Genomic DNA, 21,767 nt, shown 5'->3' with positions numbered 1-21,767 from the left:
CGTACGCGCGGATACGGCCTTCCGCGGCCGGGCCCACCGTAGAGCGGTTGCCGCTGTTCCCGCGCGGTACCGCTTACCCGAGTTCGCGCAGTGCCGAGGCGAGGCCCGCGGCCGTGGGGCGTTCCCAGAGCAGGCGGGCCGCCACCGGCCTGCGCAGGCCGCCGCGCAGGCGGCCGAGCAGCGTCACCGCGAGCCGGGAGTCGCCGCCCGACTCGAAGAAGGCGTCGTGCGGGCCCATCCGCGGCTTGTCCAGCACCCGCCGGAAGGCCTCCAGCACCTCCAGTTCCAGCCGGTCGCGAGGCTCGTCCGACCGGCTTCCGGCGCGGGCGGCCGAGGAGGCCAGCCGGCGGCGGTCTATTTTGCCCGCGGTGGTCAGCGGCAGCTCGTCCAGCACGTGCACGGTTCCCGGAACCATGTAGCCGGGCAGCCGCCCGGCCGTCCACGCTCTGGCGTCCTTCGCCGTCACCGGGGCGATGGCTCCGGGGGCGGATTCCGAAACGGAGGCGGAAGCGGGGGGAGAGGCGGAGGCGGGGATGGAGTCGGAGGCGGGGGCGGCCACGTAGGCCACCAGTTGCTCGTCCTCCAGCGCCACCGCCGCGTCGTCCACGCCGGGACAGGCCCGCAGCGTCTGCTCGATCTCGCCCAGCTCGATCCGGTAACCGCGATGCTTGACCTGGTGGTCCACCCGGCCGATGAAGTCGAGACGGCCGTCGGGGCGCTGCCGTACCAGGTCACCGGTCCGGTAGAGCCGCCCGCCGGACATCGGGGGCGGGGGCCCGCCCGGGGACGGGGACGAAGGCTCGTCCGAGGCCGAGGCCGAGGTGGGTGGTCCGCTTGGTGTCGAGGATGAAGGTCCGTCCGATGCCGAGGGTGAAAGTTCGCCCGGTGCCGTCGGGGGCGGTCCGGCGAGGGGGACGAACCGCTCTGCGGTCAGCGCGGGCCGCCGGTGGTAGCCGCGCGCCACGCCCGCGCCGCCGACGTGCAGCTCGCCGGGCACCCCCCACGGAGCGACGCGCCCGGCGGCGTCCAGCACCAGCGCGTACGCCCCCGCCATGGGCAGCCCGATCGGCGGCACGCCCTCTCCGGCCGAGCAGTCGGCCAGGGTCGCGATGACGGTCGCCTCGGTCGGCCCGTAGGCGTTGACCATGCGCCTTCCGGCACCCCAGCGCTCGACCAGCTCGGGGGTGCACGCCTCGCCGCCGGTCACCAGCACCCGCAGCTCGGGCAGCGGGTCGTCGGGCAGTGTCGCGATCACCGAGGGGGGCAGCAGCACGGCGTTCACCTCGCGCTCCGACAGGCACCTGCTCAGCGCCCGGCCGACGAGGATGTTCCCGGCCTCCGGCACGCACAGGGTGCCGCCGGAGACCAGCGTGGTGAACACCTCCCACACCCAGGCGTCGAAGGTCGGCGGCGCGAACTGCAGCAGCCGCACCCCGGGCCCGATGCCCAGCTCGGGGGCGAGGGCCATGACCAGGTTGCACGCGCCGGAGTGCTCCAGCAGCACCCCCTTGGGCAGGCCGGTCGAGCCCGAGGTGTAGATCATGTACGCGAGGTCGCGCGGCCCGGCCGGGCTGGGCGCGGCGGTCCTGGCGGGGTCGCGCAGGTCGAGGTCGAGACGGCGCCCCCCGCCCTCCGGCAGGCCGCCGAGGATCTCCTCGGTGCTCACCAGGACGGTCGCCGCCGCGTCGGACAGCAGGTACTCCAGCCGGGGGGCCGGTTGCGACGGGTCGAGCGCGAGGAACGCGCCGCCCGCGTACAGCACCCCGGCCACGACCGTGACCAGGCGGGCCGAGCGCGGCAGGCAGATCGCGACCACGCTGCCGGGGCCCACGCCCTCGGCGGCGAGCCACCCGGCCAGTTCCCTGGCGCGCTCGTCCAGCTCGCGATAGGTGAGGCGTCCGTCGTCCCCGTCCACGGCGGTCGCGTCGGGGGTGCGCCCGGCCTGGGCGGCGATCAGCGCGGCCAGGGTGGAGCCCGGGGAGTCCAGGTCCACCGCCGCGGGCGGGCCCGCGATCTGGCCCGAGCGGTCGTCGAGCGGCAGGTCGAGCACCGGCCGCCCGGGGGAGCGGGCCATCTCGGCGAGCAGCCGGGTCAGGCGGGCGGCCATCAGTTCGATCGTGGCGTGGTCGAAGACGTCGGTGGCGTAGGTCAGGATCGCCCGGAACCGGCCGCCACTTCCGGCGCCTTCCCCGGTTTCGCTTCTGTCGCTTTCCCCGTCTCCGGTCCCAGTTCCGGTTCGGGTCTCGGTTCCGGGTTCGGTCCGGGTTCCGGCGCCTTCCCCGTTCCCGTTCCCGGTCTCAGCCCCGGTCCCGGTGTCGGTCCCGGTTTCGTGCGGTGTGTCCGTGGTGAGGCGCAGGTCCAGGTCGCAGGCCGTGCGACGGGCGGCGGGTTCCCGGTCGCCGAGCGGTTCGAGGCGCAGGCCCGCGGCCTCGTGCGCGGCGGGACGGGGGACGACGCCGTACGCCACGTCGAACAGCGCGCCCCGGCTGGGGTCGCGGGGCGGGGCGACGGCGGCGGCGAGGTCCTGCAGGGGCAGCCGGTGCCGCCAGGCGCCGTCCGCGGCCCGGTCCAGGCGGGCGGAGAACGCGGCGAGGTCCGGATCGCCGGACAGGTCCACGGGCAGGGGGACGAGGTCGTCCAGCGGCCCCGCCGTCCCGGCGAACTCGTTCGGCTCCCCGCCGAGCAGCCCCGAGACGCGGCCCGGGGCGTGCACGCCGATCGTGAAGCGCTCCTGGCCCGAGCAGCGCGCCAGCAGGACGGCGAACGCCGCGAGCACCGCCCGGGAGGGGACGCCCAGCTCGGGCGGCACGGTCACCTCGAAGCGGTGCGCCCCGCCCGCGCCGGAGCGGCGCCCGGGGCGGGCCCGGTCGGTGGCCGGTTCCAGCGGCGGCACGTCCCGCAACGCCTCCCGCCAGAACTCCCGCCTGTCCCCGTCCGTCACCTCGGGACCGGTGCCCGGCGCCGGCGCGGAGGCACCGGCCGATCCGTCCAGGCCGCCCGCGGACGCGCGGGGCGCGGCGGAAAGGCGCGGGAGGTCGTTCTCGGCGGGTGCGCGAGGCGTACCCGGCAGGCGCGAGGGGTCGTCCTCGGTGGGTGCGCGGGGCACGGCGGGAAGGCGCGGGAAGTCGTCCTCGGCGGGTACGCGGGGCGTACCGGAAAGGCGTGAGGAGCCGTCCTCGGCTCGGGCCCGGTACAGCTCGGCCAGGTCGGCGGCGAGCACGGCGACCGAGCCCTCGTCCGCGACGCACGGGTGCATGCGCAGCACCAGCACGTGCTCCTCGGGGCCGAGTTCCAGCAGGGAGACGCGGGCCAGCGGACCCGTCACCGGGTCGAACGGGCGGCCCTCCACCTCGGCCAGCGCCGCGCCGAGCCTCTCCGGCTCGACCGGCACCGCGCGCGGCGCGGGCAGCGCCCCGGCCGACACCACCGGGCGAGGGCCGTCGCCCCGGGTCGGCAGGGCCCAGCGCAGCACCTCGTGCCGTTCGGCCAGGTCGCCGAGCGCCGAGCCCAGCGCCTTCTCGTCGAGGGGACCGGTCAGCCGCAGCCGCAGGGAGATCCCGTCCGGCACGGCGTCGCCGCGAATCCGGTGTTCCAGCCAGGCCCGTTCCTGGGCGGGCGAGAAAAGTCTCACTGGTTGCCTCCGGGCAGGTTCAGGCGGAGCCACTCCAGCTCCTGCTCGATCATGCTCTGGAAGTTCGCGGGGGAGACCATCGAGTACGGCATGTGCGCCTCGCCCCAGTAGCTGACCAGCCGCACCTTCTTGGCCTGCCTGGCCAGCGCGGTGTACATCTCCTCCGAGCCGGTGTGGGTCAGGTAGTCACGCTCGCCGTGCAGCATGAGCACCGGCGTCTTGATCTTGCCCGCGTGCAGGAGCGGGCTGTTGCGCACGTACCGCTGCGGGTCCTCCCACGGCGGCTTGCCCAGCCCGAACTCGAACGCCGGGTCCTCGATGTAGGCGGGCGCGAACCACTCCTGGGCGCGCGGGGTGTAGCGGAAGCGGGAGTCGAACACGCCGTAGCTGCTGATCACGTCGGAGAAGCCGGAGATCGCGATCGCCGCCTTGAAGCGGTCGGTCTGTGTGACGAGGCTGTGCACGTTGTAGGAGCCGAAGGAGTGCCCCAGCACCGCCAGCCGCTTCGGGTCGGCCACGCCCTCGTCGATCACGGCGTCCACCGCGTTCATGATCGGCTTGGTGGGCCACGTCATCGGCTCGGCCGCGGCCTTGCCCTCGGGGCGGGGGATCGAGGGGACGAGCACGGCGTAGCCGCGGGCCGCGAGGAACTGCAGGGTGAGGTAGCTCGGGTTGTTCACCTTGAACTCCGGCACGTCCTCCAGCGTGGAGACGATCCGGGTGCCGTACACGTTGACCACGAGCGGGTGGCGCTGCCCGTCGCGGTGGCCCGGGGGCAGCAGCAGCGCGCCGGTCAGCTTCTCCCCGTTCGCGCCCTTGTAGGTGACGAGCTCGCGCTTGGGCGGGGTCACCTGGGCGAGGTGGCCGTTCAGCGACAGCCGCTGGGTGTGGCGCCCGGCGTGGGAGGTCCACAGCGCGGTGCCCTGGTCGCCGCCCGCGCCGAAGATCACGGTGCGGTTCGCGGGGGAGTACCCGGCGACGCCCGCCTCGGGGTGGGGCAGGGGGAGCGGGGTCAGCGTGGGCGAGGCGCCGGGGGCCAGCTCGTACAGGCCGCCCTTGGCGTCGCGTGCCAGCACCAGGGGGAAGTCGCGGTCGAGACGGGGGTTGGCCGGTTCGGCGCCGCCCCGGTCGGTGGGCCGCACGCCGTTGCGCCTGACGCCGTCGTCCAGCGGCCAGGCCAGCTCCGCCAGCGGGGCGGCGCCGGTCGCCTTCAGGTCGCGCGCCTGCCCGGTACGCGGGTCGATCAGCCACGCGCGCCCGTCGGCCACGCCCAGCACGCCGCCGGGCACCGGTACCAGCTCCAGCGGCGGCACCTTGAACCGCGAGGTCAGGTCGCGCGGCGCGGCGGAGGGGTCGGCGGGGTCGAACGCCCACCAGTCCTGGCGGGCCGTGGGATCAACGGCGTTCGCGGTCTTTATGCCGCGCACCAGCGGGGTGCCCGCGCCCCACAGCAGGCCGGTGGCCACCAGCCGGTCGGCGGCGAGCGGCGCGGCCTTCCCCCCGGTCGCGGGGACGAGGTAGGCGGTGAACGGGTCGGGGGTCTCGGGGGTGGTCTTGCCGACGACCAGCAGCCGGGAGCCGTCGGCGGCCCAGCGGGGCTGCACGGTGACCGAGGGGCTCGGCACGTCGCTCACCACGCGCGGCTGCCCGCCGGAGGCGGAGGCGATCGCGAGCTGGGTGCGCCGCTCCAGGACCCGCTTGAGCTGCCCGTCGACCGCCGGGGTGGGGCCGAGGTCGTCCACCCGGGCGATGTTCCGCCCGGTCGGGTCGGCCACCAGGTTGCCCGCCGTGTAGGTGCGGGCCGGTCCCGCCGAGGTGATCTTCCCGGTGACGGCGTCGACGACGGCGACCTCCTCGTCCAGCTTGTCCTGGTCCTGGGTCGCGGAGCTGTCGAGGACCGAGGCGGTGGTCTCCTTGCCCTTCTCGACCTTGGCCCACTGCTTCGGGGCGGCGCGCTGGGCCTCCAGCCACTGCCCGTACTCCAGCGCCCAGCGGCCGGCGTTCACCATCGGGGCGATCACCCGCCGCGCGTCCAGCCACTGGATCAGGTAGCCCGAGGCGTTCGTCATCGTCTGCACCCCGCGCGGGGTCAGCTTGCGGGTCTCGCCCGTCTCGCGGTCCCACACGTGCAGGAACACGTCGTCGCCGCCCCGGGTGGAGGCGAAGGCCAGCAGACGCCCGTCGGGCGACCACACCGGGTTGTAGTGGCCGGTGCCGTCCTTCGCGCCGTGCGTCACGTCGCGCGCCGGTCCGTCGCCGTCGGCTATCCAGATGTCCGCGCGCTCGTTTCCGTCGACAAATGATGCGCCATATCTGCTCGACTCGCTCGGCCCGCGTTTCACGACCGCCGCCACCGCTTTACCGTCGGGGGACGGGACGACCTGGCCGAGTTTCCTCGTGGTCATGAAGTCCTGCATCGCGAACGGCCTCGCGGTCCCCGTGGCGGCGGGTCGTTCCACCGATGGGGAAGCAGGTGGTGAGGCGCCTCCCACCAGGGCGGCGGCCGTGAGCAACGACAGGACGAGCTTGACACGTAGCACCATGGGAGGACGATAACCATGTCGCCGGAAACGCGGAAAAACGCTCGAACGGGCCTCCGGCGGGCGGCCTATAATCCCGCCCTCGCCTTAATTCGGGGCGGCACGCGGGTTAATCAGGGCCGCCCGCAGGTAATCGACCTCGTCCCCCAGTCGAACGGGCCCGCCGCCAATCGGACCTGTCACCGATCGGTCCTGTCACCGATCAGGTCCACCGGTAATCGGGTCAGGTCCACCGGTAATCGGGCCATCCCGCCGGCGAGATGACTTCTGCCGGAAAATTCTCCGAGGAATGGGAAGTTCCTAAATGACTGATGTCGATCTGGCCGATGCCGATCTGCACGTCGGCGACAGACCCCACGAGGTCTTCCGCCACCTGCGAGACAACGACCCGCTCTACTGGAACCCCGACGGCAAGGAGCCCGGCTTCTGGTCGGTCACCCGGTACGAGGACTGCGTGAACGTCCAGAAGGACCCCCAGACGTTCAGTTCCAACCAGACCAACACCCTCGGCCCGCACCGCAACACCGGTGACCAGGGATCCGGAAAGATGATCAACACGACGGACCCGCCCCGCCACACCGAGCTGCGCAAGCTGGTCAACAAGTGCTTCACCCCCCGGGCGATCGCCGCCCTGGAGCCGTACCTGCGCTCGGTCGTCAAGGACGTGTTCGCCGACGCTCTGGAGCGCCGGGAGTGCGACTTCGCCACCGTCGTGGCGGCCCTGCCCGTCGCGGGCATCTCCGCGCTGCTGGACGTGCCGCGCCAGGACTGGGACCTGATGCTCAGGCTCACCTCCACGGCGTTCGGCTCGCACGACAGCGAGTACCAGATGACCTCCGACGTGCGCGCCAACGCCGCCCAGGCGCACGGCCAGCTCCTGCTGTACTGCCAGGGCCTGGTGGAGAAGCGCCGCAAGTCGCCCGGCGACGACATCGTGAGCCTGCTCGCCCGCTCCCAGGACGCGGGGGTGCTGAGCGAGGAGGAGTGCCTGCTCTTCTTCGACGTGCTGATGCTCGGCGGCAACGAGACCACCCGGCACGCCGCCGTCGGCGGGCTGCTCGCCTTCATGGAGCACCCCGACCAGTGGGACCGGCTGCGCAAGGAACCCGAGCTGGTGCCCAACGCGGTGGGCGAGCTGCTGCGCTGGACCTCGCCCAGCCGGCACGTGCTGCGCCGCGCCGCCCGCGACACCGAGCTGCACGGCAAGACCATCCACGCGGGCCAGGACGTCGTCATCTGGCACACCTCCGCCAACCGCGACGAGCGCGTGTTCGACTCCCCCGAGGTGTTCGACGTCGGCCGGCCGCGCAGCTCCCGCAGCGGGCACGTCGCGTTCGGCTCCGGGCCGCACTTCTGCCTGGGGGCCGCCCTCGCCGAGCTGGAGCTCACCGTCTTCCTGGACGAGCTCGCGAACTCGGTGTCGGCGGCGGAGCTGCTCGGGCCGCCCGACTACCTGCGCTCTCCCGTCATCAACGGCGTCAAGCACGTCCAGGTTCGGCTGCATCCCATGGGGTAGAAGCGACGACCATGAACTCACTCACCTGGGATCAGGTCCACGCGCGGCGGCTGGCCCGCCACCATCTCGTGAAACCCGTCTCCGGCGACCTGCGCAAACCCGTGCGCGACGTGTGCGGGGTGCAGTCGCAGGTCGCCGCCGCGGCCGAGCTGGCCATCGGGTCACGGGTGAAGGGCGCCACGCAGGAGCAGGTGCGCGCCGAGCTGTACGACAAGAAACGCCTCGTCAAGACGTACAGCCTGCGCGGCACCCTGCACGTCCACGCCGCCGACGAGCTGGCGCTGTGGATGGCGGCGATGCGCTGGAAGCCCTACTGGCGCGCCAAGGGCAGCTGGCACGCCCACCACGGGCTCACCGCCAAGCAGGGCGAGGCGTTCGTCGACGCGGTCCGCGAGGCGCTGGACGGCGAGTGCCTCACCCGCGAGGAGCTCGCCAAGGAGGTCTCCGGCCACGTCGGCGCGTGGGCCAAGGACAAGCTCGCCTCCAACTGGGGCGAGCTGCTGCGTCCCGTCGCCTACCTCGGCGTCCTCTGCTTCGGGCCGGTGCGGGGCGCCAAGGTCACCTACGTCAGGCCCGACCGGTGGGCGGGGCTGAAGACCGAGGTCAAGGACCAGCCCGACCCTGAGGAGTCGGCGATGGAGATCGTGCGCCGCTACCTGCGCGCGTACGGCCCGGCCACCCACCAGGACCTCGCCCGCTGGTTCGCGCTCAGGCCGCCCGAGGCGCGCGAGGCGCTGGAGTCGCTCGGCGACGAGGTCGCCCAGGTCGAGGTCGAGGGGCGCAAGGCGTACGTCCTCGCCACCGACGAGGGCCGCTGGCCGTCCGACCCGAGCTGCGTGCGGCTGCTGCCGCAGTACGAGGCGTACGTCCTTGGCAGCGGTCCCAAGGAGGTCGTCGTGCCCAAGGACACCGCCGCCCGCGTCTTCGAGCACGGCCGGGGCAGGTACGAGGGCGCGGTCGCCCACCAGATCATGCTGGTCGACGGGGTCGTCTCCGGGATGTGGGAGCGCAGGGAGAAGGGCGGCAAGGTCGAGATCAAGCTGGAGTCGTTCGTCAAGCTCGACTCCGGCCAGACCAAGGAGCTGGAGAAGGAGGTCGAGCGCGTCGGCCGCTTCTACGGCGCCGAGGCCACCCTGTCCACGGGCAAGCTCGTCGGCAAGAAGCGCTGAGGGTCTCTCACAGGCTTCACAGGCCGCCCGCCGGACCAGATGGGCACGTTCGGGTGGGGAGTCCGTCCGGGACTCCCGCCCATCGGCGGGCACCGGATTGCCGCCCGGTCCTTCGCGCACGGTCTCGCCCGGGACTTCCGTCCATCGGGTTCCCGGTCAGCCGCGTCTCGCTCACGGCCGCGCGGGCACCGGTCCGGGGCCGTCCGTCTCGCCCGGGGCTTCCGTCCGCCGGGTTCCCGGTCAGCCGCGTCTCGCTCACGGCCGTGCGGGCACCGGTCCGGCCGGACTCACCGCTCGTGACCCGGCCCGCCCGGCCCGCCCGGCCCGGGGCCGTCCGTGCCCCGGCCTCCCTCACCGGCAGCTCACCGGCAGGTGCCGAGGTCTCCGCGTATCGCGCGCAGCACCGCCCGGCGCTGGGTGTGGATGAAGAAGTGCCCGCCGGGCAGCAGCCGCAGCCGGAACGCCGACTCCGTCTGCGCGCTCCACGCGCCCAGCCCGGCCGCCGTCGTGGTCGGGTCGCCGTTCCCGCCGAACACCGAGATCGGGCAGGCCAGCGGCGGCTCGTCCTGGTGGACGTACGACTCCGCCGCGTTCAGGTCGGCCCGCAGCACCGGCATGACGAGGCTCATCAGCTCCGCGTTGCCGATCACCTCAGGCGGGATGCCGTCCAGCCGGTGCAGCACCCGCATCAGGTCCTCGTCGCCGAGCTGCCCGAGGCGCGGCATGCCGTCGCGGACGTGGGGGGCGTTCCAGCCCGACACGAACAGCCGCCCGGGACCCGGCAGCCCGCGCGAGCGCAGCCGCCGCGTCACCGTGAACGACACCAGCGCGCCCATGCTGTGCCCGAACAGCGCGAACGGCAGCGGGTCCAGGCGCGACAGCCCGTCGACCACCGGATCGACGATCGCCGACAGCTTGTGCAGGGGCTTCTCCGAGATGCGGGTCTCCCTGCCCGGCGAGCGCACCGCCCACAGCTCCACGTCGCCGGGGAGCAGGTCGGCCCAGCCGCGGAACGTCGTGGCGCCGCCTCCCGCGTTGGGCACGCAGACCAGCCGCGCGCGGGGCCGTTCCGGCCGGTGCAGCGGCACCAGCCAGCTCGCGGGGTGAGCCGCCGAGGTCGTGGGGGCAGGGGAGGAAGCAGTGGACACAGTCATAGCGGAACCGCCAGGGATCGTGCGGAGTCCCGGGCCCGCTCGCAGGCGGAGACCAGGTCCGCCAGGGACTCGGGAGGGAACATGTGCGCCGCGTCGCCCGGCCGGTACATCCGCCCGGGCTTCACGCACGACTCGATGAGCAGCCCGTCCGCGCCGTACGCCGAGGCCGCCAGCGAGGCCGGGGCCACCAGCGAGGCCGAGCCGGTGCTGTGGCTGGGGTCGAAGACCACCGGCAGGTCGGTATGGGCGCGCAGCGCGGCGATCGCCCCGAAACCGGGCTGGGGCGGCGTCCCCGAGGCGCCCGCGCAGAGCACCACGGCGGCGTTGCCCCGGGCGAGGACGAACTCCGCCGCCCGCAGCCAGTCGTCGACGCTCGCCCGGGGCCCGCGCATCAGCAGTACGGGCCTGGGCTGCGCGCCCAGCTCGGCGAGGAGGGGGCGGTTGTCCAGCTGGCGCCCGTCCACCTGCAGGCAGTCGGCCACCTCGGCGACCGCCTCCACCTCGCGCGGGTCGCACACCTCGGTGATCACCGGGATGGCCGCCGCCCGCCGGACCTCCGCGAGCGCCGCCAGGCCCCGCACGCCCTTGCCGGGGAAGTTGTAGGGGCTGCTGCGCGTCTTGGACAGCCCGGCTCGCAGGGCGTGCGCCCCCTGCGCCCTGACCGCGAGGGCCGTCTCGACCGCGTCCTCGGCCGACTCCAGCGCGCACGGTCCGGCCGCCCACCACAGCCGCGGCCCCCCGACCGTCGCGCCGGTCGTCTGTCCGGGGGAACCGGGAGCCGCCGGAGGACCGGACCCCGGAGAGGGGCCGATCGTCACCTCGCGCGGTGCCACGCCGCTCTCCCGCCGTACCAGCCAGTGGCCGTCGGGGGTCGGGCGGCGGGCCAGCACGGCGGGCGAGGCGGGTACGCGGGCGAGGGACTCGTCGCCGCTCACCACGACGAAGGTCCTCCCGGCCAGGGTGACCGGCCAGGCGGTGACGTCCTCGTGCGCCCCGGCCTGCGCCGCCACCTCCGCGGCGACGTCGGCGGGGGTGCCGGGCCGCAGCTCGATCAGCACGCCGGGGCCCCCGTGCCGATCGCGCCGATCGCGCCGATCTCCTCCCGCCAGGCCGCGATGCTCGCGCCCAGCGCGGCGACGTCGGGCCCGTGCCGCAGCACCCCGGTCGTGACCGGCAGGACGGCCCGGCCGGGTGCCTCGGCGGCGACGGCGACGAGGTCGCGGGTCTCGCGCCCGGCCCGGCCGAGGCCCGGCAGTTCCACGACCGCCGACGGCATGCGGCCCACCAGGTCGAGGGCCTCCTCGCGGCCGGCCCCGACCACGGCCGCGGCCGCCACGCCGTGCTCGTCGTTCCACTCCCGCACCTCGTCGGCGGTGCGCTGCGCGACGGTGCGCGATCCGGTCACGGCGCCCTGCACCCCGCCGGCCGCGTGGTTGGAGGTGCGTACGAGCACCATGACCAGCGTCCCGCTGTCACGGGCCCGGCGCAGCAGCGGGCCGAGGGCGGCGAAGCCCATGAACGGGTTCGCCGTCACCGCGTCCCCGGCCAGCACGCTGCCGGGACCCAGGTAGAGGTCGGCGTAGGAGTCCATGGTGTCGTCGGCGTCGCACACCTTCGCGTCCAGCACGGCGAGCGAGCCCCGCTCGTGCACGCCGTCGACGACCTCGCGCAGCAGGGCCGTGCCCGCGGCGCCGAAGCGGGTGAAGAACGGCACCTGGATCCGGTAGACGGAGACCAGCTCGCCCGCGGCCTCCAGCACCACCGCGCACATCCGCCGGGCCCCGTCCAGGTCGTCGTCCATCCTCCACGCCTCCAGCCACTTGGGGGAGGGGGCGATCCCCAGGCAGAGGGCGGAACGGGTCGTGAGCAGATCGGTCCATATCGGTACGGCAGCCATGGGCCCATTGCACACGCTTGTGCCGGGGACCGCCTCGCGCCCGCCCGCCGTCAGGGTTCCGTCGGTTAAAATGCTCCCATCTTTCTGATCTACATTGTAAAGGCGCTCAGCGAGTACAGCGCCCCCCGTTCCTGGGCGGGATCAGGTCCACGAGGTAGCGGGTCACGGTGTCGTCGACGCAGGGCGTCGAGGTCGCGCCTGCCCCCGCGCAGGGGCTTGGTCCTCGCCCGCGCGATCACCTTGTCGATGGCGGCCAGGACGCCCTTCGCGCTGGTGGCCGGGCAGGCCATCCGGGGGTCGTCACGGCCGCCGCGGTGGCCGGCGCCACCACGGCTCCCGCCCGTCGACGCCGGGCACCGCCGGTTCTCGTCGGCTGCGCGCCGTTCATGTTCTTCTCCTTCGGGTCGGTCCTGATCGGTCCGCCCTACCTGCGGGTGGAGTCGAGGATCACCGGACGGCAGAAAAGAACCTCGGGGGAGAAAAATAGATCTTTCCGCCTCTGCCTACCTTTGTAGGCATTTCGAGTTGTAGGCCGCTTTCGTGGCGCTTGACGGGTGGCTGTCAGTGGCGGATCGAGTGACTTTCCGGGCGATCTGCGGGGTGAGAGGCAAGGAGGCGGAGGGGTCCGAAGCGAGTACCGGGGGGTGGGGGCGCGGACGCGTTCCCGGGGTCTCGTGGTCGCGGGTTGGACGGCGCACGGCCCCGCCGGTGAACGACGTGTCTCCCACGCCCCTTCCACCGCCTTCCCCGCAGCCCCGCCTTCCCGGGACCTTCCCGGCGCCCTTCCGGGACCCTCCCGCCGCCTTCCCGCAGCCCTCCCGTCATACGGCCGCGGGGCATCTGAATCAAAAAGTTATTTCAAGACATAAGTCGATATGATGTCGTTAACGGCTTTCTTGTGCGTATAGGTTGATGTCCTCGCAGGTGGGAGTGGAGTCGGCGGTGATGGGATTTACCCGTATGTCGTATAACGAGTACGGCTCCGCTAATCGGTATTGTCGAAAGGAGTGGTGCATCGCTGGAAATGCGCCCTTACGGGGCAATGTTCAAAGAAAAGGAAAACATTATGATGGAGACCGTTCAACCTCGTTTGATGGCGCGAAACACCGTTCGTTCCCGGCTGGCGGGTGTCCTCGTCGCCGTGGTCGCGCTGGGGGGCGTGGCCGCCTCACCGGCGGCCGCGAGTGTGGGAGCGCCGGTGCCGCTCGGCACGGCCGCGAGCGTGGCGACACCGGTGCCGCTCGGCACGGCGTCGGGCTTCGCGGTCCTGGGCCGGGACGCCGTCACGAACACCGGGACCACCGTCGTCACCGGAGACCTCGGGGTGTGGCCGGGCGCGGCGCTGAGCGGCTTCCCGCCCGGTGTCGTGAACGGGACCATCCACCTGACCGACGCCGTCGCCCAGCAGGCCCAGACGGATCTGACCACCGCCTACAACAACGCCGCGGGCCAGCCCGTCGACGCCACCATCGCGACGCAGCTCGGCGGGACCACCCTGACGCCCGGCGTCTACGACTCCGCCTCCGGGACCTTCCAGATCACCGGGAACCTGACCCTCGACGGGCAGGGGGACCCGAACGCCGTCTTCGTCTTCAAGACGGCCACCACCCTGGTCACCGCGGGCGCCAGCACGGTGACCCTCATCGGGGGCGCGCAGGCGGCCAACGTCTTCTGGCAGGTCGGCAGCGCGGCCACGCTGGGCGCCAATTCCAGCTTCGCGGGGAGCATCCTCTCGCTGGGCGCGATCACCGCGACCACCAGCGCGACCGTGGTCGGACGCCTGCTGAGCCGCAACGACGCGATCACCCTGGACACGGACACGATCTCGCTGCCACTCTTCGCGTCCTGCGGGGTGCCGACGACCACCACGCTGACCTCCGCGTGCCCGCTGGGAGACGGTGGCCCGATCACCTTCACCGCGACGGTGACGTCCTCGGACGCGACCATCCCCACGGGGCAGGTCGTCTTCGCCACCGACGGGGCGACGCTGGGCACCGTACCGCTCGTCGGGGGCGTCGCCACCCTGACCACCTCCAGCCTCCCCGCGGGGGTGGATCGCGTCGTCGCCACCTACACAGGTACGGCCCAGCTCGACCCCAGCACCTCGCCGGTGCTGATCCAGCGGGTGGACCTCGGGTGTCCCTGCACGCCGGTGACCCTGCGGGGGAGGAGCGGTGAGCGAGGCGATGTCCGCCGCGACGACCAGGCCGGTGCGCGGGCAGGTGCGCAGGCAGGTGCGCGGACCGGTTCCGCGGCCGAGGGGAAGGCCGGCACCCGGATCACGGCCACCTGCGGCCGCCGCTCCTGACCGGCGCGCGGGGGACGGGACCCCGCGGCCGTCGTCCCTGTCCGGCGCGCGGGAAGCGGACCGCCGCGGTCGTCCCTGTCCGGCGCGCGGGCACCGCGCCCCCGCCCCCCCCCCTACCCCCCGCCCCGGGATGCCGCCGCCCCCCGGGGACCCCGATCAGGATCGGGGTCCCCGGGGGCCGCGATAGGGGAGTGTCCGGCTGTAGACGAGGTTGGTGGTGGTGCTGCCCAGCTGGGCCAGCTCGTTGACGAGCTCTTCGAGGTGGCCCATGGAGGTCGCGGCCACCTTCAGCATGTAGCAGTCGTCGCCGGTGGTCCGCAGGCACTCCAGGATCTCCAGGCGCTCGCCGAGCAGCCGGTGCAGCGGCTCGTGCCGGCTGCCCGGATACTTCAGGCGGACGACGGCCAGCACGGGGAAACCGGCTTTCTCCAGGTCGACGTTCGCGTGGTATCCGGTGATGACGCCCGCCGCCTCCAGCCGCCTGACCCGCTCGGTCGTGGCGGAGGCGCCGAGGTTCACCCGCCGCCCCAGCTCGGTGATCGGGATCCGGCCGTCCCACTGGACCTCGGCCAGGATCGACCAGTCGGTCGCGTCGAGATTCTCGGTCATCTGGCGAAGATACCGGCATATCACCGGCGTACGGCCTCGTACGCCGGGATGAGTCCCTTCCGGCCGCCGGTGATCAATGGATAGCCTGAAGCCGTGAAAATAGGGGTTAATGTCCCAAACTTTGGACCCGGTACCGATCCCGGGGCGCTCCGCGGCTGGGCGCGGACGGTGGAGGGCCTGGGTTTCGACCTGCTCATGGTCTCGGACCACGTCGTGATCACTCCCGACGTCGCCGAGCAGTATCCGGCGCCGTTCTACGAGCCCTTCACCACCCTCGCCTGGCTGGCCGGGGTCACCGACGGGATCCGGATCGGCACCACGGTGCTCATCGTGCCGTACCGCCACCCGCTGCTCGTCGCCCGGATGGCCGCCAACCTCGACCGGCTCAGCGGCGGGCGGCTCGTCCTCGGCGTGGGCGTCGGCTGGGCGCGGCAGGAGTTCGAGGCGCTCGGGGTCGCGTTCGAGCGGCGGGGGGCGCTGACCGACGACCATCTCCGGGTGATGCGCGCGGCCTGGGACGACGAGGAGGACTACCGGGCCGGGCGGATCCCGGTGTGGGTCGGCGGCAACAGCGACGCCGGCCTGCGCAGGGCGGTGCGCCTGGGCGAGGCGTGGCACCCGCTGCGCCTCACCCTCGGCCGGATGCGCGAGGCGCTGGACCGGCTGAAGGTCATCGCGGACGAGGAGGGCCGGCCGGTGCCCGGTTTCGCACCCCGTATCGCCCTGCGGCTCACCGAATCCCCGATCACCGCCCCCGGGCGGCTCGCCGGTGAGGGCACGATCGACCAGGTCGCCGACGACCTCGAACGGCTGCGGCTGCTCGGCGCCGACACCGTCGTGCTCGACCCGTTCGACGGCGACCCGGAGGAGACGCGCCACCCGGAGGTGGCCTGGCGAGCGCTCGCCGCCGTGGCCGCCCGCTGGGATCTGCGCACCCATCGACCACGAACAGGACAATCATGACGAACGACGACGAGAAGCATCTCCGCCGGGCCATCGAGCTCGCCGCCAGGGCGCGGGAGGGCGGAGAGGCCCCGTTCGGGTCGCTGCTGGTGGGCCCGGACGGCGCCGTCCTCGCCGAGGACCACAACACGGTCCTCGGCGACCGCGACATCAGCGCCCACCCCGAGCTGAAGCTGGCCAGGTGGGCGGCCCGCGAGCTCGACCCCGGCGCCGCGGCGGCCACGACCATGTACACCAGCTGCCAGCCCTGCCCCATGTGCGAGGGCGCCATCGCACGCTCCGGCCTCGGCCGCGTCGTGTTCGCGCTCTCCAACGAGCAGTTCGCGAGCCTCAAGCCGGGAGGCGGCTGGCCGCACGTGCCCCAGGAGGGGCCCGCGCTGTTCGACGAGGCGCGCGTCCCGGTCGAGGGCTACTACACCTGACGGTCCGCCCCGGCCGCTACCGTGTCGTCGCGGCCGGGCCCCCGGGCGGACTCCCGGCCGGGCTCTCGGAGAGGAACGAGCCGAGCAGCTCGGCCGTCGTCTCGGGGGCCTCCTCGGGGAGATAGTGCCCGCCGGGCACCGCCCGGCCGCGCACGTCGTCCGCGTACCCCCGCCAGACGTCCAGGACGTCGTAGTTGCGCCCGACGAAACCGCGCTCGCCCCACAGGGCCAGGACGGGGCAGGTCACGCGCCGGCCCGCGTCCGCGTCGGCGTCGTCGTGGCGCAGGTCGATGCTCGCGGCGGCCCGGTAGTCCTCGCAGGAGGCGTGGACGGCCGCCGGATCGGAGAAGCAGCGGACGTACTCGTCCTGGGCCGCCGGGTCGAACGAGGGGCCGCCGTGCTGGACCTTCATGTGGGAGCGGACCCAGTAGCCGGGATCGGCGCCGATCATGCGCTCGGGGACGCCGTCGCCCGCGGCGAGGAAGAACCAGTGGTAGTAGCCGAGCGCGAACGCGGCGTCGGCGTGCCGGAACGCGTGGCGGGTGGGCACGATGTCCAGCACGGCCAGCCTGGTCACCGCCCCGGGCTCGTCCAGGGTCAGGCGGTGGCCGACCCGCCCCCCGCGGTCGTGGCCCGCCACCGCGAAGCGGCCGAAGCCGAGCGAGCGCATGACCAGCAGCTGGTCGTGCGCCATCGCCCGCTTGGAGTAGGGGGCGTGGTCCGGCGCGGAGGGAGGCTTGTCGCTGTCCCCGTACCCCCGCAGGTCGGTGAGGACCACGGTGTGCTCGCGGGCGAGCACGGGCGCCACCCGATGCCAGATGAGATGTGTCTGCGGGTAGCCGTGCAGCAGCAGGACCGGGGGACCGTCGCCCGAGACGTACGTGTTGACGCGCACGCCGTCGGCGTCGATCACGTGGTGGGCGAACGAGGCGGGCAGAGGGATGCTCACGGTGGTGCCTCCGATGGGCGCGACGGGTCCGCGGGACCGGCCGGTCGCCTCGCGGCTTCAGGTCGTCCCCTGCCTGGATACCGGAACCCGGCGCCGCCTGTCGCCCGTGACACGTCCGCGCCCCGGCTTCCTCCTCCTCGGATTCTCGACGAGAACCGGATCTCCCCGGCGGGAGCGGAATTCTCGGCGGGAGCGGGACTCCTCGATGGGCGCTGGGCCCTTCGGCGGGAGCAGGACTCCTCGATGGGCGCGGGGCCCTTCGGCGGGAGCGGGACCCCTCGATGGGCGCCGGGCGGCTCATCCGCCGGAGGGCCAGGCGCGCATGCCGTCTCGGCGACCCGCGGCAGATCGTCCCTGGAGCGTCCCGCGGCCGCCTGGACCGCGATGCCGTCGATGAGGGCCGTTCCGTCGCCGGCCTCACCGTGCCGCGTTCACGCGTTCCACTCGGCCAGGGCGTCGCCCGTCGGGGTGCGCGTGTAGAGCACCGACCGCCCGCTCCTGCCGCGCGAGACCAGCCCCGAGCGCCTGAGCACCGCGAGGTGGTCGCCGACGCCGCCGAGCGTCATGCCCAGCCTGGCGACGAGCTGGCTGGTGCTCGCGGGCGCCGCCAGCTCCAGCAGCACCGCGGCCCTGCCCCTGCCGAGCAGCGCGGCCAGGCCGTCCGGCGCGGGCACCCGGCTCTCCCACAGCGCGGCCACCCCCCGCGCGGGGTAGGTGAGCCCGAAGGCGCGCGGCGGGTCGAGGTAGACGGTCCTCGCGTCGAACGCGTTGGGCATCAGGACCAGGCCGACACCGCCCAGCCGGTGCGAGGCGCCCGCCACCCGGCCGAGCAGGATCCGCTCGCCCTCCAGCGAGATGTGCACGCCCAGCCCGTCGAACACCTCGGCCCAGCCGTACGCCGCCAGCCGTCCCGCCCGCCGCACGATGTCGTGCTCCAGCAGCGCGCGCATCCTCGGCCAGTCGGGCTCGATCAGCTCGTTCCACACGGCGGTCAGGCTCCCGGCCACCCGCCCGGCGACGTCGGGCACGTCCAGCGCCCCGGCCGTCGCCCGGCCCCAGTAGCTCAGCTCCAGGTCGGCGCGGGCCTTCCGGTACGGCGTGCGCCGTACCGCCAGCGCCTCCTCGGAGAACGTGACGGCCACGCGGGGCGGCACGCAGAAGAAGTCGGGCACGTAGTCGGTGACCATCAGCAGGTCGGCCAGCGCCCGCAGGACGGGGTCGGCGGCGACCAGCGCCTCGTAGCGGTCGCGCACCCCGGCCGTCCACCGCGACATCCCGGCCGGCAGCCGGCCGCCGCCGAGCAGGGGCAGGGCGGCGACCACCTGGGCCATCGGCGACACCACGAAGCGGGTGCGGGCCAGGTCCTCGGGGGTGCACTCCAGATAGGCCAAGGTTTCGCCTCCTGACGAAACAATAGCCCCCGGCGGGGGCCCGCCCGCATGCTCCGATGCGTGAACACCTATCGGGAGATCTTCGCCGTCGGCGAGTTCAGGACGCTGTTCGCCGCGCAGGCCGTGACCGTGGTGGGCAAGACCATGGAGAGCCTGGCGCTGTCCACGCTGGTGTACGCCCACACCGGCTCGCCGTTCCTGGCCGCGCTGGCCTACCTCGCGGGGTTCCTGCCGCAGGCCGTCGGCGCGCTGGCGCTCGGCGGGCTCGCCGACAGGCTGCCGCCCCGGGCACTGCTGGTCTCGTGGGCCCTGGCCAGGGCGGTCGCGGTCGCGGTGCTCGCTCTCGGGGTGTTGCCGGTGTGGGGGATGTTCGCGCTGGTCATGACGTGCGGGCTGTTCGACGCCGTCGCGGGCGGCGCGCGCCAGGCGCTGCTGGCCGACCTGCTGCCGGGCAACGGCTACGTGCTGGGCCGCTCGGCGCTGAACATCGCGGTCGGCGCCACCCAGATCGCCGGATTCGCCCTCGGCGGGACGCTGCTGGCCTGGGCCGGGCCGCACGCGGCGCTGTGGTCGGGCGCGGCGCTCGGCGCGCTGGTGGCACTCATGCAGCGGCTGGGACTGAGGGCCAGGCCGCCGAGGGTGTCGGGGCGGCCGACCTGGCGGCAGATCCGGGCGGTGAACGGGGAACTGCTGGGCGACCGGCGGATCCGCGGGCTGCTGCTCGTGCAGTGGGTGCCGAACGGGCTGGTCGTCGGGGCGGAGGCGCTCTACGTGCCGTACGCGGGCGGCTCGGCGGCGGGGGCGCTGTTCATCGCGGCGGCCGGGGGCATGCTCGCGGGTGATCTCGTGGTCGGCCGGTGGACCACGCCCGAGCGGCGGGTCCGGCTGGCGGTGCCGCTGTTCACGCTGATGGCGGTGCCGTATCTCTTCTTCGCGCTGTCACCGGGCACGTGGGTCGCGACGGCACTGGTGGCGGTGGCCTCCTTCGGGTTCGCCGGGCACCTGGGCACGCAGGAGCGCTACGTGGCGGCGGTGCCCGAACGCGTCAGGGGGCAGGCGCTCGGGCTGGCGGGCAGCGGCACGATGGCCGGGCAGGCGCTGGCGGCCTCGGGGACGGGGACGCTGGCCGAGTTCGTGCCGGTCTCCGCGGCGATGGCGCTGGCGGGGGTGGCGTCGCTGGTGGCGACCGCGTGCCTGTGTCCCGCCCTGACCCGCCCCGTGCGGGCGCGCGAGGCTTCGCGGCCGGGCGGCGGGTCGTGAGGCCGCCCGGTACGGTGGCCGCGAGAGGCCCGGCCGTCCGGGCGTGCACCTCCGGCGGTAGGCGGCTACCGCCACGGGGGGATGTCCCGGCCCGCCGGGCGGGATTAGTGTGCGGGGGTGAACAGGTTCGCGCTGGTGGCCGCCATGGCCGTGGTCGTCGGGTTCTCCTCGGTCATGGCCTACGGCAACCAGCCCGGTGCCCGGCCGCTCGACGTCCTCGGCTGCGCGCTGCTGGCCCTGACGGTGCTCGGCCTGATCAGGCTGGGCGAGTGGCCCGGGTTCGGCCTGGCCGTCTGCGCGGCCTCGGCGGCGGCCGTGTTCACCCTCGGCTACGCCTACGCGCTGTGGCCGGTCCCCGCGCTGATCGCCGTGTTCGCGACGATCTCCTCGGGACGCCGGGCGCTGGGCTGGGCGGGTACGGGTTTCCTCGTGGCGGTCCCCTCGGGCGCCGTGCTCGCCGACAGGACCCTCGACAACCTCACCGGCCTGCTGCTGTGGGCGCTCATCGCGGTGGTGGTCGGGCAGCTCGCCGAGGTGTCCAGGGCCCGCCGCGCGCACGCCGCCGAGGCGGAGCGGCGGATGGTCGAGGCCGAGCGGACCCGCGAGGAGATGGCGCGCGGGCGGGGGCGGGAGGAGCGGCTCAAGGTCGCCAGGGAACTGCACGACGTCACCTCCCACACCGTGTCGCTGATCGCGCTGCACGCCGCCGTCGCCGCGGAGGCGATCGACCGCTCCGGCGGCCCCGAGGCGGCCAGGGAGGCGCTGTCGGTGATCCGTACGGCCAGCCGTGAGGCCCTGGCGGAGATGAAGGGCGTCCTCGGAGTCCTGCGCGAGGACGGGCCCGAGGGAAGGCGGCCGATGCCGGGCGCCGGGCAGCTGGAGGAGCTGGTCGCCGCCGCGGGCCTGCCGGTAGAGTTCGAGATCGCGGGGGAGCGGCGGGCGCTGGCCCCCGTGGTGGACCTGACCGCGTACCGGATCGTGCAGGAGGCGCTCACCAACACCATGCGTCACGCGAGGGCGAGCACGGCACGGGTCCGGCTGGGCTTCGAGACCGGCGGCGTGACCGTCCAGGTGGACGACGACGGCCAGGGGAGCGGCGTGCCCCAGCCGGGCGGTCCGCGCGTGCCGGTCGGCGGTGAGGGGATCCGCGCCGGACACGAGCGGGTCGGTGACGACGGGATCCGCGGGGGGCACGGGCTGGCGGGGATGGCGGAGCGGGTGGCCGCGGTCGGCGGGCGGCTCGTCGTCGGAGACCGGCCGGAGGGCGGTTTCCAGGTCGCCGCGTGGCTTCCGGCGTGATCACCGTCCTGCTCGCCGACGACCAGCCACTGGTCCGCGCCGGCCTGCGAGCCCTGCTCGACGCGGAGGAGGATCTCACCGTTCTCGGTGAGGCCGCCAACGGCCGCGAAGCCGTGCGGCTGGCCGCCGAGCTCCGCCCCGACGTCGTGCTGATGGACATCCGCATGCCGGAGATCGACGGCCTGGAGGCCACCCGCAGGATCGTGGCGGCGGGCGGCGCCAAGGTGGTCGTGGTCACCACCTTCGACCTCGACGAGTACGTCTACGAGGCGCTCCGCTCGGGGGCCAGCGGTTTCCTGGTCAAGGACGCCGAACCGGCCGAGCTGCGCCACGCCGTACGCGTCGCCGCCAGGGGAGACGCGCTGCTGTCGCCGGGCGTCACCCGGCGGCTCATCGAGGAGTTCTCCGCCAGGCCCGATCCCGCGCCCGGCCGGGCCAGGCTGGCGCGGCTGACCGATCGCGAGCGCGAGGTGCTGGCCGGGGTCGCCGAGGGGCTGAGCAACCTCCAGATCGCCGAGCGTCTGCACATGAGTCCCGCCACGGTGAAGACGCACGTCAACCGCATGATGGCGAAGCTGGCCGTGCACGACAGGGCGCAGCTCGTCGTCCTGGGCTACGAAAGCGGCCTGGTCCGCCCCGGCCTGCCGGGACAGCGGTGA

The 21,767-nt window shown here is 73.9% G+C and carries 17 protein-coding genes; 8 read left to right on the top strand and 9 right to left on the bottom strand.

Annotated features, from left to right (window positions below; translation table 11 throughout):
- Window positions 1-73: 73 nt before the first annotated feature.
- Window positions 74-3,631, bottom strand: a complete 3,558-nt coding sequence (locus ABT053_RS18315) for a non-ribosomal peptide synthetase (protein WP_350970238.1) — start codon at window positions 3,629-3,631, stop codon at window positions 74-76.
- Window positions 3,628-6,174, bottom strand: a complete 2,547-nt coding sequence (locus tag ABT053_RS18310; protein ID WP_350970236.1) for a S9 family peptidase — start codon at window positions 6,172-6,174, stop codon at window positions 3,628-3,630. Before ABT053_RS18310 ends, ABT053_RS18315 begins: the two co-directional genes overlap by 4 nt.
- Window positions 6,175-6,475: 301 nt before the next feature.
- On the opposite strand from ABT053_RS18310, the gene ABT053_RS18305 reads away from it, so the two are divergent.
- Both ABT053_RS18305 and ABT053_RS18300 read left to right on the top strand, forming a co-directional pair.
- On the top strand, window positions 6,476-7,687 hold the full coding sequence (locus ABT053_RS18305; protein ID WP_350970235.1) for a cytochrome P450: 1,212 nt from the start codon (window positions 6,476-6,478) through the stop codon (window positions 7,685-7,687).
- An 11-nt stretch (window positions 7,688-7,698) separates the two neighbouring features.
- A complete protein-coding gene (locus ABT053_RS18300; protein WP_350970234.1) occupies window positions 7,699-8,856 on the top strand; it encodes a winged helix DNA-binding domain-containing protein in 1,158 nt (385 codons plus the stop codon).
- A gap of 362 nt (window positions 8,857-9,218) precedes the next feature.
- Here the strand turns inward: ABT053_RS18300 and ABT053_RS18295 are convergent, their stop codons facing one another.
- The 4 genes from ABT053_RS18295 to ABT053_RS18280 all read right to left on the bottom strand — a co-directional run bounded on the left by ABT053_RS18295 (window position 9,219) and on the right by ABT053_RS18280 (window position 12,197).
- Window positions 9,219-10,004 carry a thioesterase II family protein gene (locus tag ABT053_RS18295; protein ID WP_350970233.1) on the bottom strand — a complete coding sequence of 262 codons (786 nt, stop codon included), beginning with the start codon at window positions 10,002-10,004 and terminating at the stop codon, window positions 9,219-9,221.
- Window positions 10,005-10,006: 2 nt separating this feature from the next.
- On the bottom strand, window positions 10,007-11,068 hold the full coding sequence (locus tag ABT053_RS18290; protein WP_350970231.1) for a hypothetical protein: 1,062 nt from the start codon (window positions 11,066-11,068) through the stop codon (window positions 10,007-10,009).
- A complete protein-coding gene (gene pyrF, locus ABT053_RS18285; protein WP_350970230.1) occupies window positions 11,062-11,907 on the bottom strand; it encodes an orotidine-5'-phosphate decarboxylase in 846 nt (281 codons plus the stop codon). The genes ABT053_RS18290 and pyrF overlap by 7 nt, the downstream gene beginning before the upstream one ends.
- 89 nt (window positions 11,908-11,996) lie before the next feature.
- Complete coding sequence (locus tag ABT053_RS18280; protein WP_350970229.1) at window positions 11,997-12,197, bottom strand: hypothetical protein; 201 nt, start codon at window positions 12,195-12,197, stop codon at window positions 11,997-11,999.
- Between the two features lie 803 nt (window positions 12,198-13,000).
- On the opposite strand from ABT053_RS18280, the gene ABT053_RS18275 reads away from it, so the two are divergent.
- Entirely contained in the window at window positions 13,001-14,215 is a 1,215-nt protein-coding gene (locus ABT053_RS18275; protein WP_350970227.1) for an ice-binding family protein, read from the top strand.
- 156 nt (window positions 14,216-14,371) lie between these two features.
- Here the strand turns inward: ABT053_RS18275 and ABT053_RS18270 are convergent, their stop codons facing one another.
- A complete protein-coding gene (locus ABT053_RS18270) occupies window positions 14,372-14,824 on the bottom strand; it encodes an Lrp/AsnC family transcriptional regulator (RefSeq protein WP_350970226.1) in 453 nt (150 codons plus the stop codon).
- A 93-nt stretch (window positions 14,825-14,917) separates the two neighbouring features.
- Here ABT053_RS18270 and ABT053_RS18265 point away from each other — a divergent pair, with 93 nt between their 5' ends.
- Complete coding sequence (locus ABT053_RS18265) at window positions 14,918-15,787, top strand: LLM class flavin-dependent oxidoreductase (protein ID WP_350970225.1); 870 nt, start codon at window positions 14,918-14,920, stop codon at window positions 15,785-15,787.
- A complete protein-coding gene (locus ABT053_RS18260) occupies window positions 15,784-16,209 on the top strand; it encodes a nucleoside deaminase (protein WP_350970224.1) in 426 nt (141 codons plus the stop codon). The genes ABT053_RS18265 and ABT053_RS18260 overlap by 4 nt, the downstream gene beginning before the upstream one ends.
- A 16-nt stretch (window positions 16,210-16,225) precedes the next feature.
- On the opposite strand, the gene ABT053_RS18255 is transcribed toward ABT053_RS18260, so the two are convergent.
- Together ABT053_RS18255 and ABT053_RS18250 are read right to left on the bottom strand one after the other, a co-directional pair.
- The gene (locus ABT053_RS18255; RefSeq protein WP_350970223.1) at window positions 16,226-17,158 is read right to left on the bottom strand and encodes an alpha/beta fold hydrolase; all 933 of its coding nucleotides are present in this window, start codon (window positions 17,156-17,158) and stop codon (window positions 16,226-16,228) included.
- 431 nt (window positions 17,159-17,589) lie between these two features.
- Window positions 17,590-18,549 (bottom strand): ArsR/SmtB family transcription factor, encoded by a 960-nt coding sequence (locus tag ABT053_RS18250; RefSeq protein ID WP_350970222.1) that lies wholly within the window; start codon window positions 18,547-18,549, stop codon window positions 17,590-17,592.
- A gap of 60 nt (window positions 18,550-18,609) precedes the next feature.
- On the opposite strand from ABT053_RS18250, the gene ABT053_RS18245 reads away from it, so the two are divergent.
- The 3 genes from ABT053_RS18245 to ABT053_RS18235 all read left to right on the top strand — a co-directional run bounded on the left by ABT053_RS18245 (window position 18,610) and on the right by ABT053_RS18235 (window position 21,767).
- Complete coding sequence (locus tag ABT053_RS18245; RefSeq protein ID WP_350970221.1) at window positions 18,610-19,809, top strand: MFS transporter; 1,200 nt, start codon at window positions 18,610-18,612, stop codon at window positions 19,807-19,809.
- A gap of 117 nt (window positions 19,810-19,926) precedes the next feature.
- Window positions 19,927-21,108, top strand: a complete 1,182-nt coding sequence (locus tag ABT053_RS18240; RefSeq protein ID WP_350970220.1) for a sensor histidine kinase — start codon at window positions 19,927-19,929, stop codon at window positions 21,106-21,108.
- Window positions 21,105-21,767, top strand: a complete 663-nt coding sequence (locus ABT053_RS18235) for a response regulator (RefSeq protein WP_350970319.1) — start codon at window positions 21,105-21,107, stop codon at window positions 21,765-21,767. The genes ABT053_RS18240 and ABT053_RS18235 overlap by 4 nt, the downstream gene beginning before the upstream one ends.

This window comes from Streptosporangium sp. NPDC002524, from assembly GCF_040295985.1.
Classification (GTDB): domain Bacteria; phylum Actinomycetota; class Actinomycetes; order Streptosporangiales; family Streptosporangiaceae; genus Streptosporangium.
Note: the sequence above shows the minus strand (reverse complement) of the source record. Positions and strands in the feature narration are given on the sequence as shown.

Excerpts from the sequence above, each read along its gene's own strand:
- ABT053_RS18310 (WP_350970236.1), bottom strand. The coding sequence starts at position 6,174 with ATGGTGCTACGTGTCAAGCTCGTCCTGTCGTTGCTCACGGCCGCCGCC.
- ABT053_RS18305 (WP_350970235.1), top strand. The coding sequence starts at position 6,476 with ATGACTGATGTCGATCTGGCCGATGCCGATCTGCACGTCGGCGACAGA.
- ABT053_RS18300 (WP_350970234.1), top strand. The coding sequence starts at position 7,699 with ATGAACTCACTCACCTGGGATCAGGTCCACGCGCGGCGGCTGGCCCGC.
- pyrF (WP_350970230.1), bottom strand. The coding sequence starts at position 11,907 with ATGGCTGCCGTACCGATATGGACCGATCTGCTCACGACCCGTTCCGCC.
- ABT053_RS18280 (WP_350970229.1), bottom strand. The coding sequence starts at position 12,197 with ATGGCCTGCCCGGCCACCAGCGCGAAGGGCGTCCTGGCCGCCATCGAC.
- ABT053_RS18275 (WP_350970227.1), top strand. The coding sequence starts at position 13,001 with ATGGCGCGAAACACCGTTCGTTCCCGGCTGGCGGGTGTCCTCGTCGCC.
- ABT053_RS18270 (WP_350970226.1), bottom strand. The coding sequence starts at position 14,824 with ATGACCGAGAATCTCGACGCGACCGACTGGTCGATCCTGGCCGAGGTC.
- ABT053_RS18260 (WP_350970224.1), top strand. The coding sequence starts at position 15,784 with ATGACGAACGACGACGAGAAGCATCTCCGCCGGGCCATCGAGCTCGCC.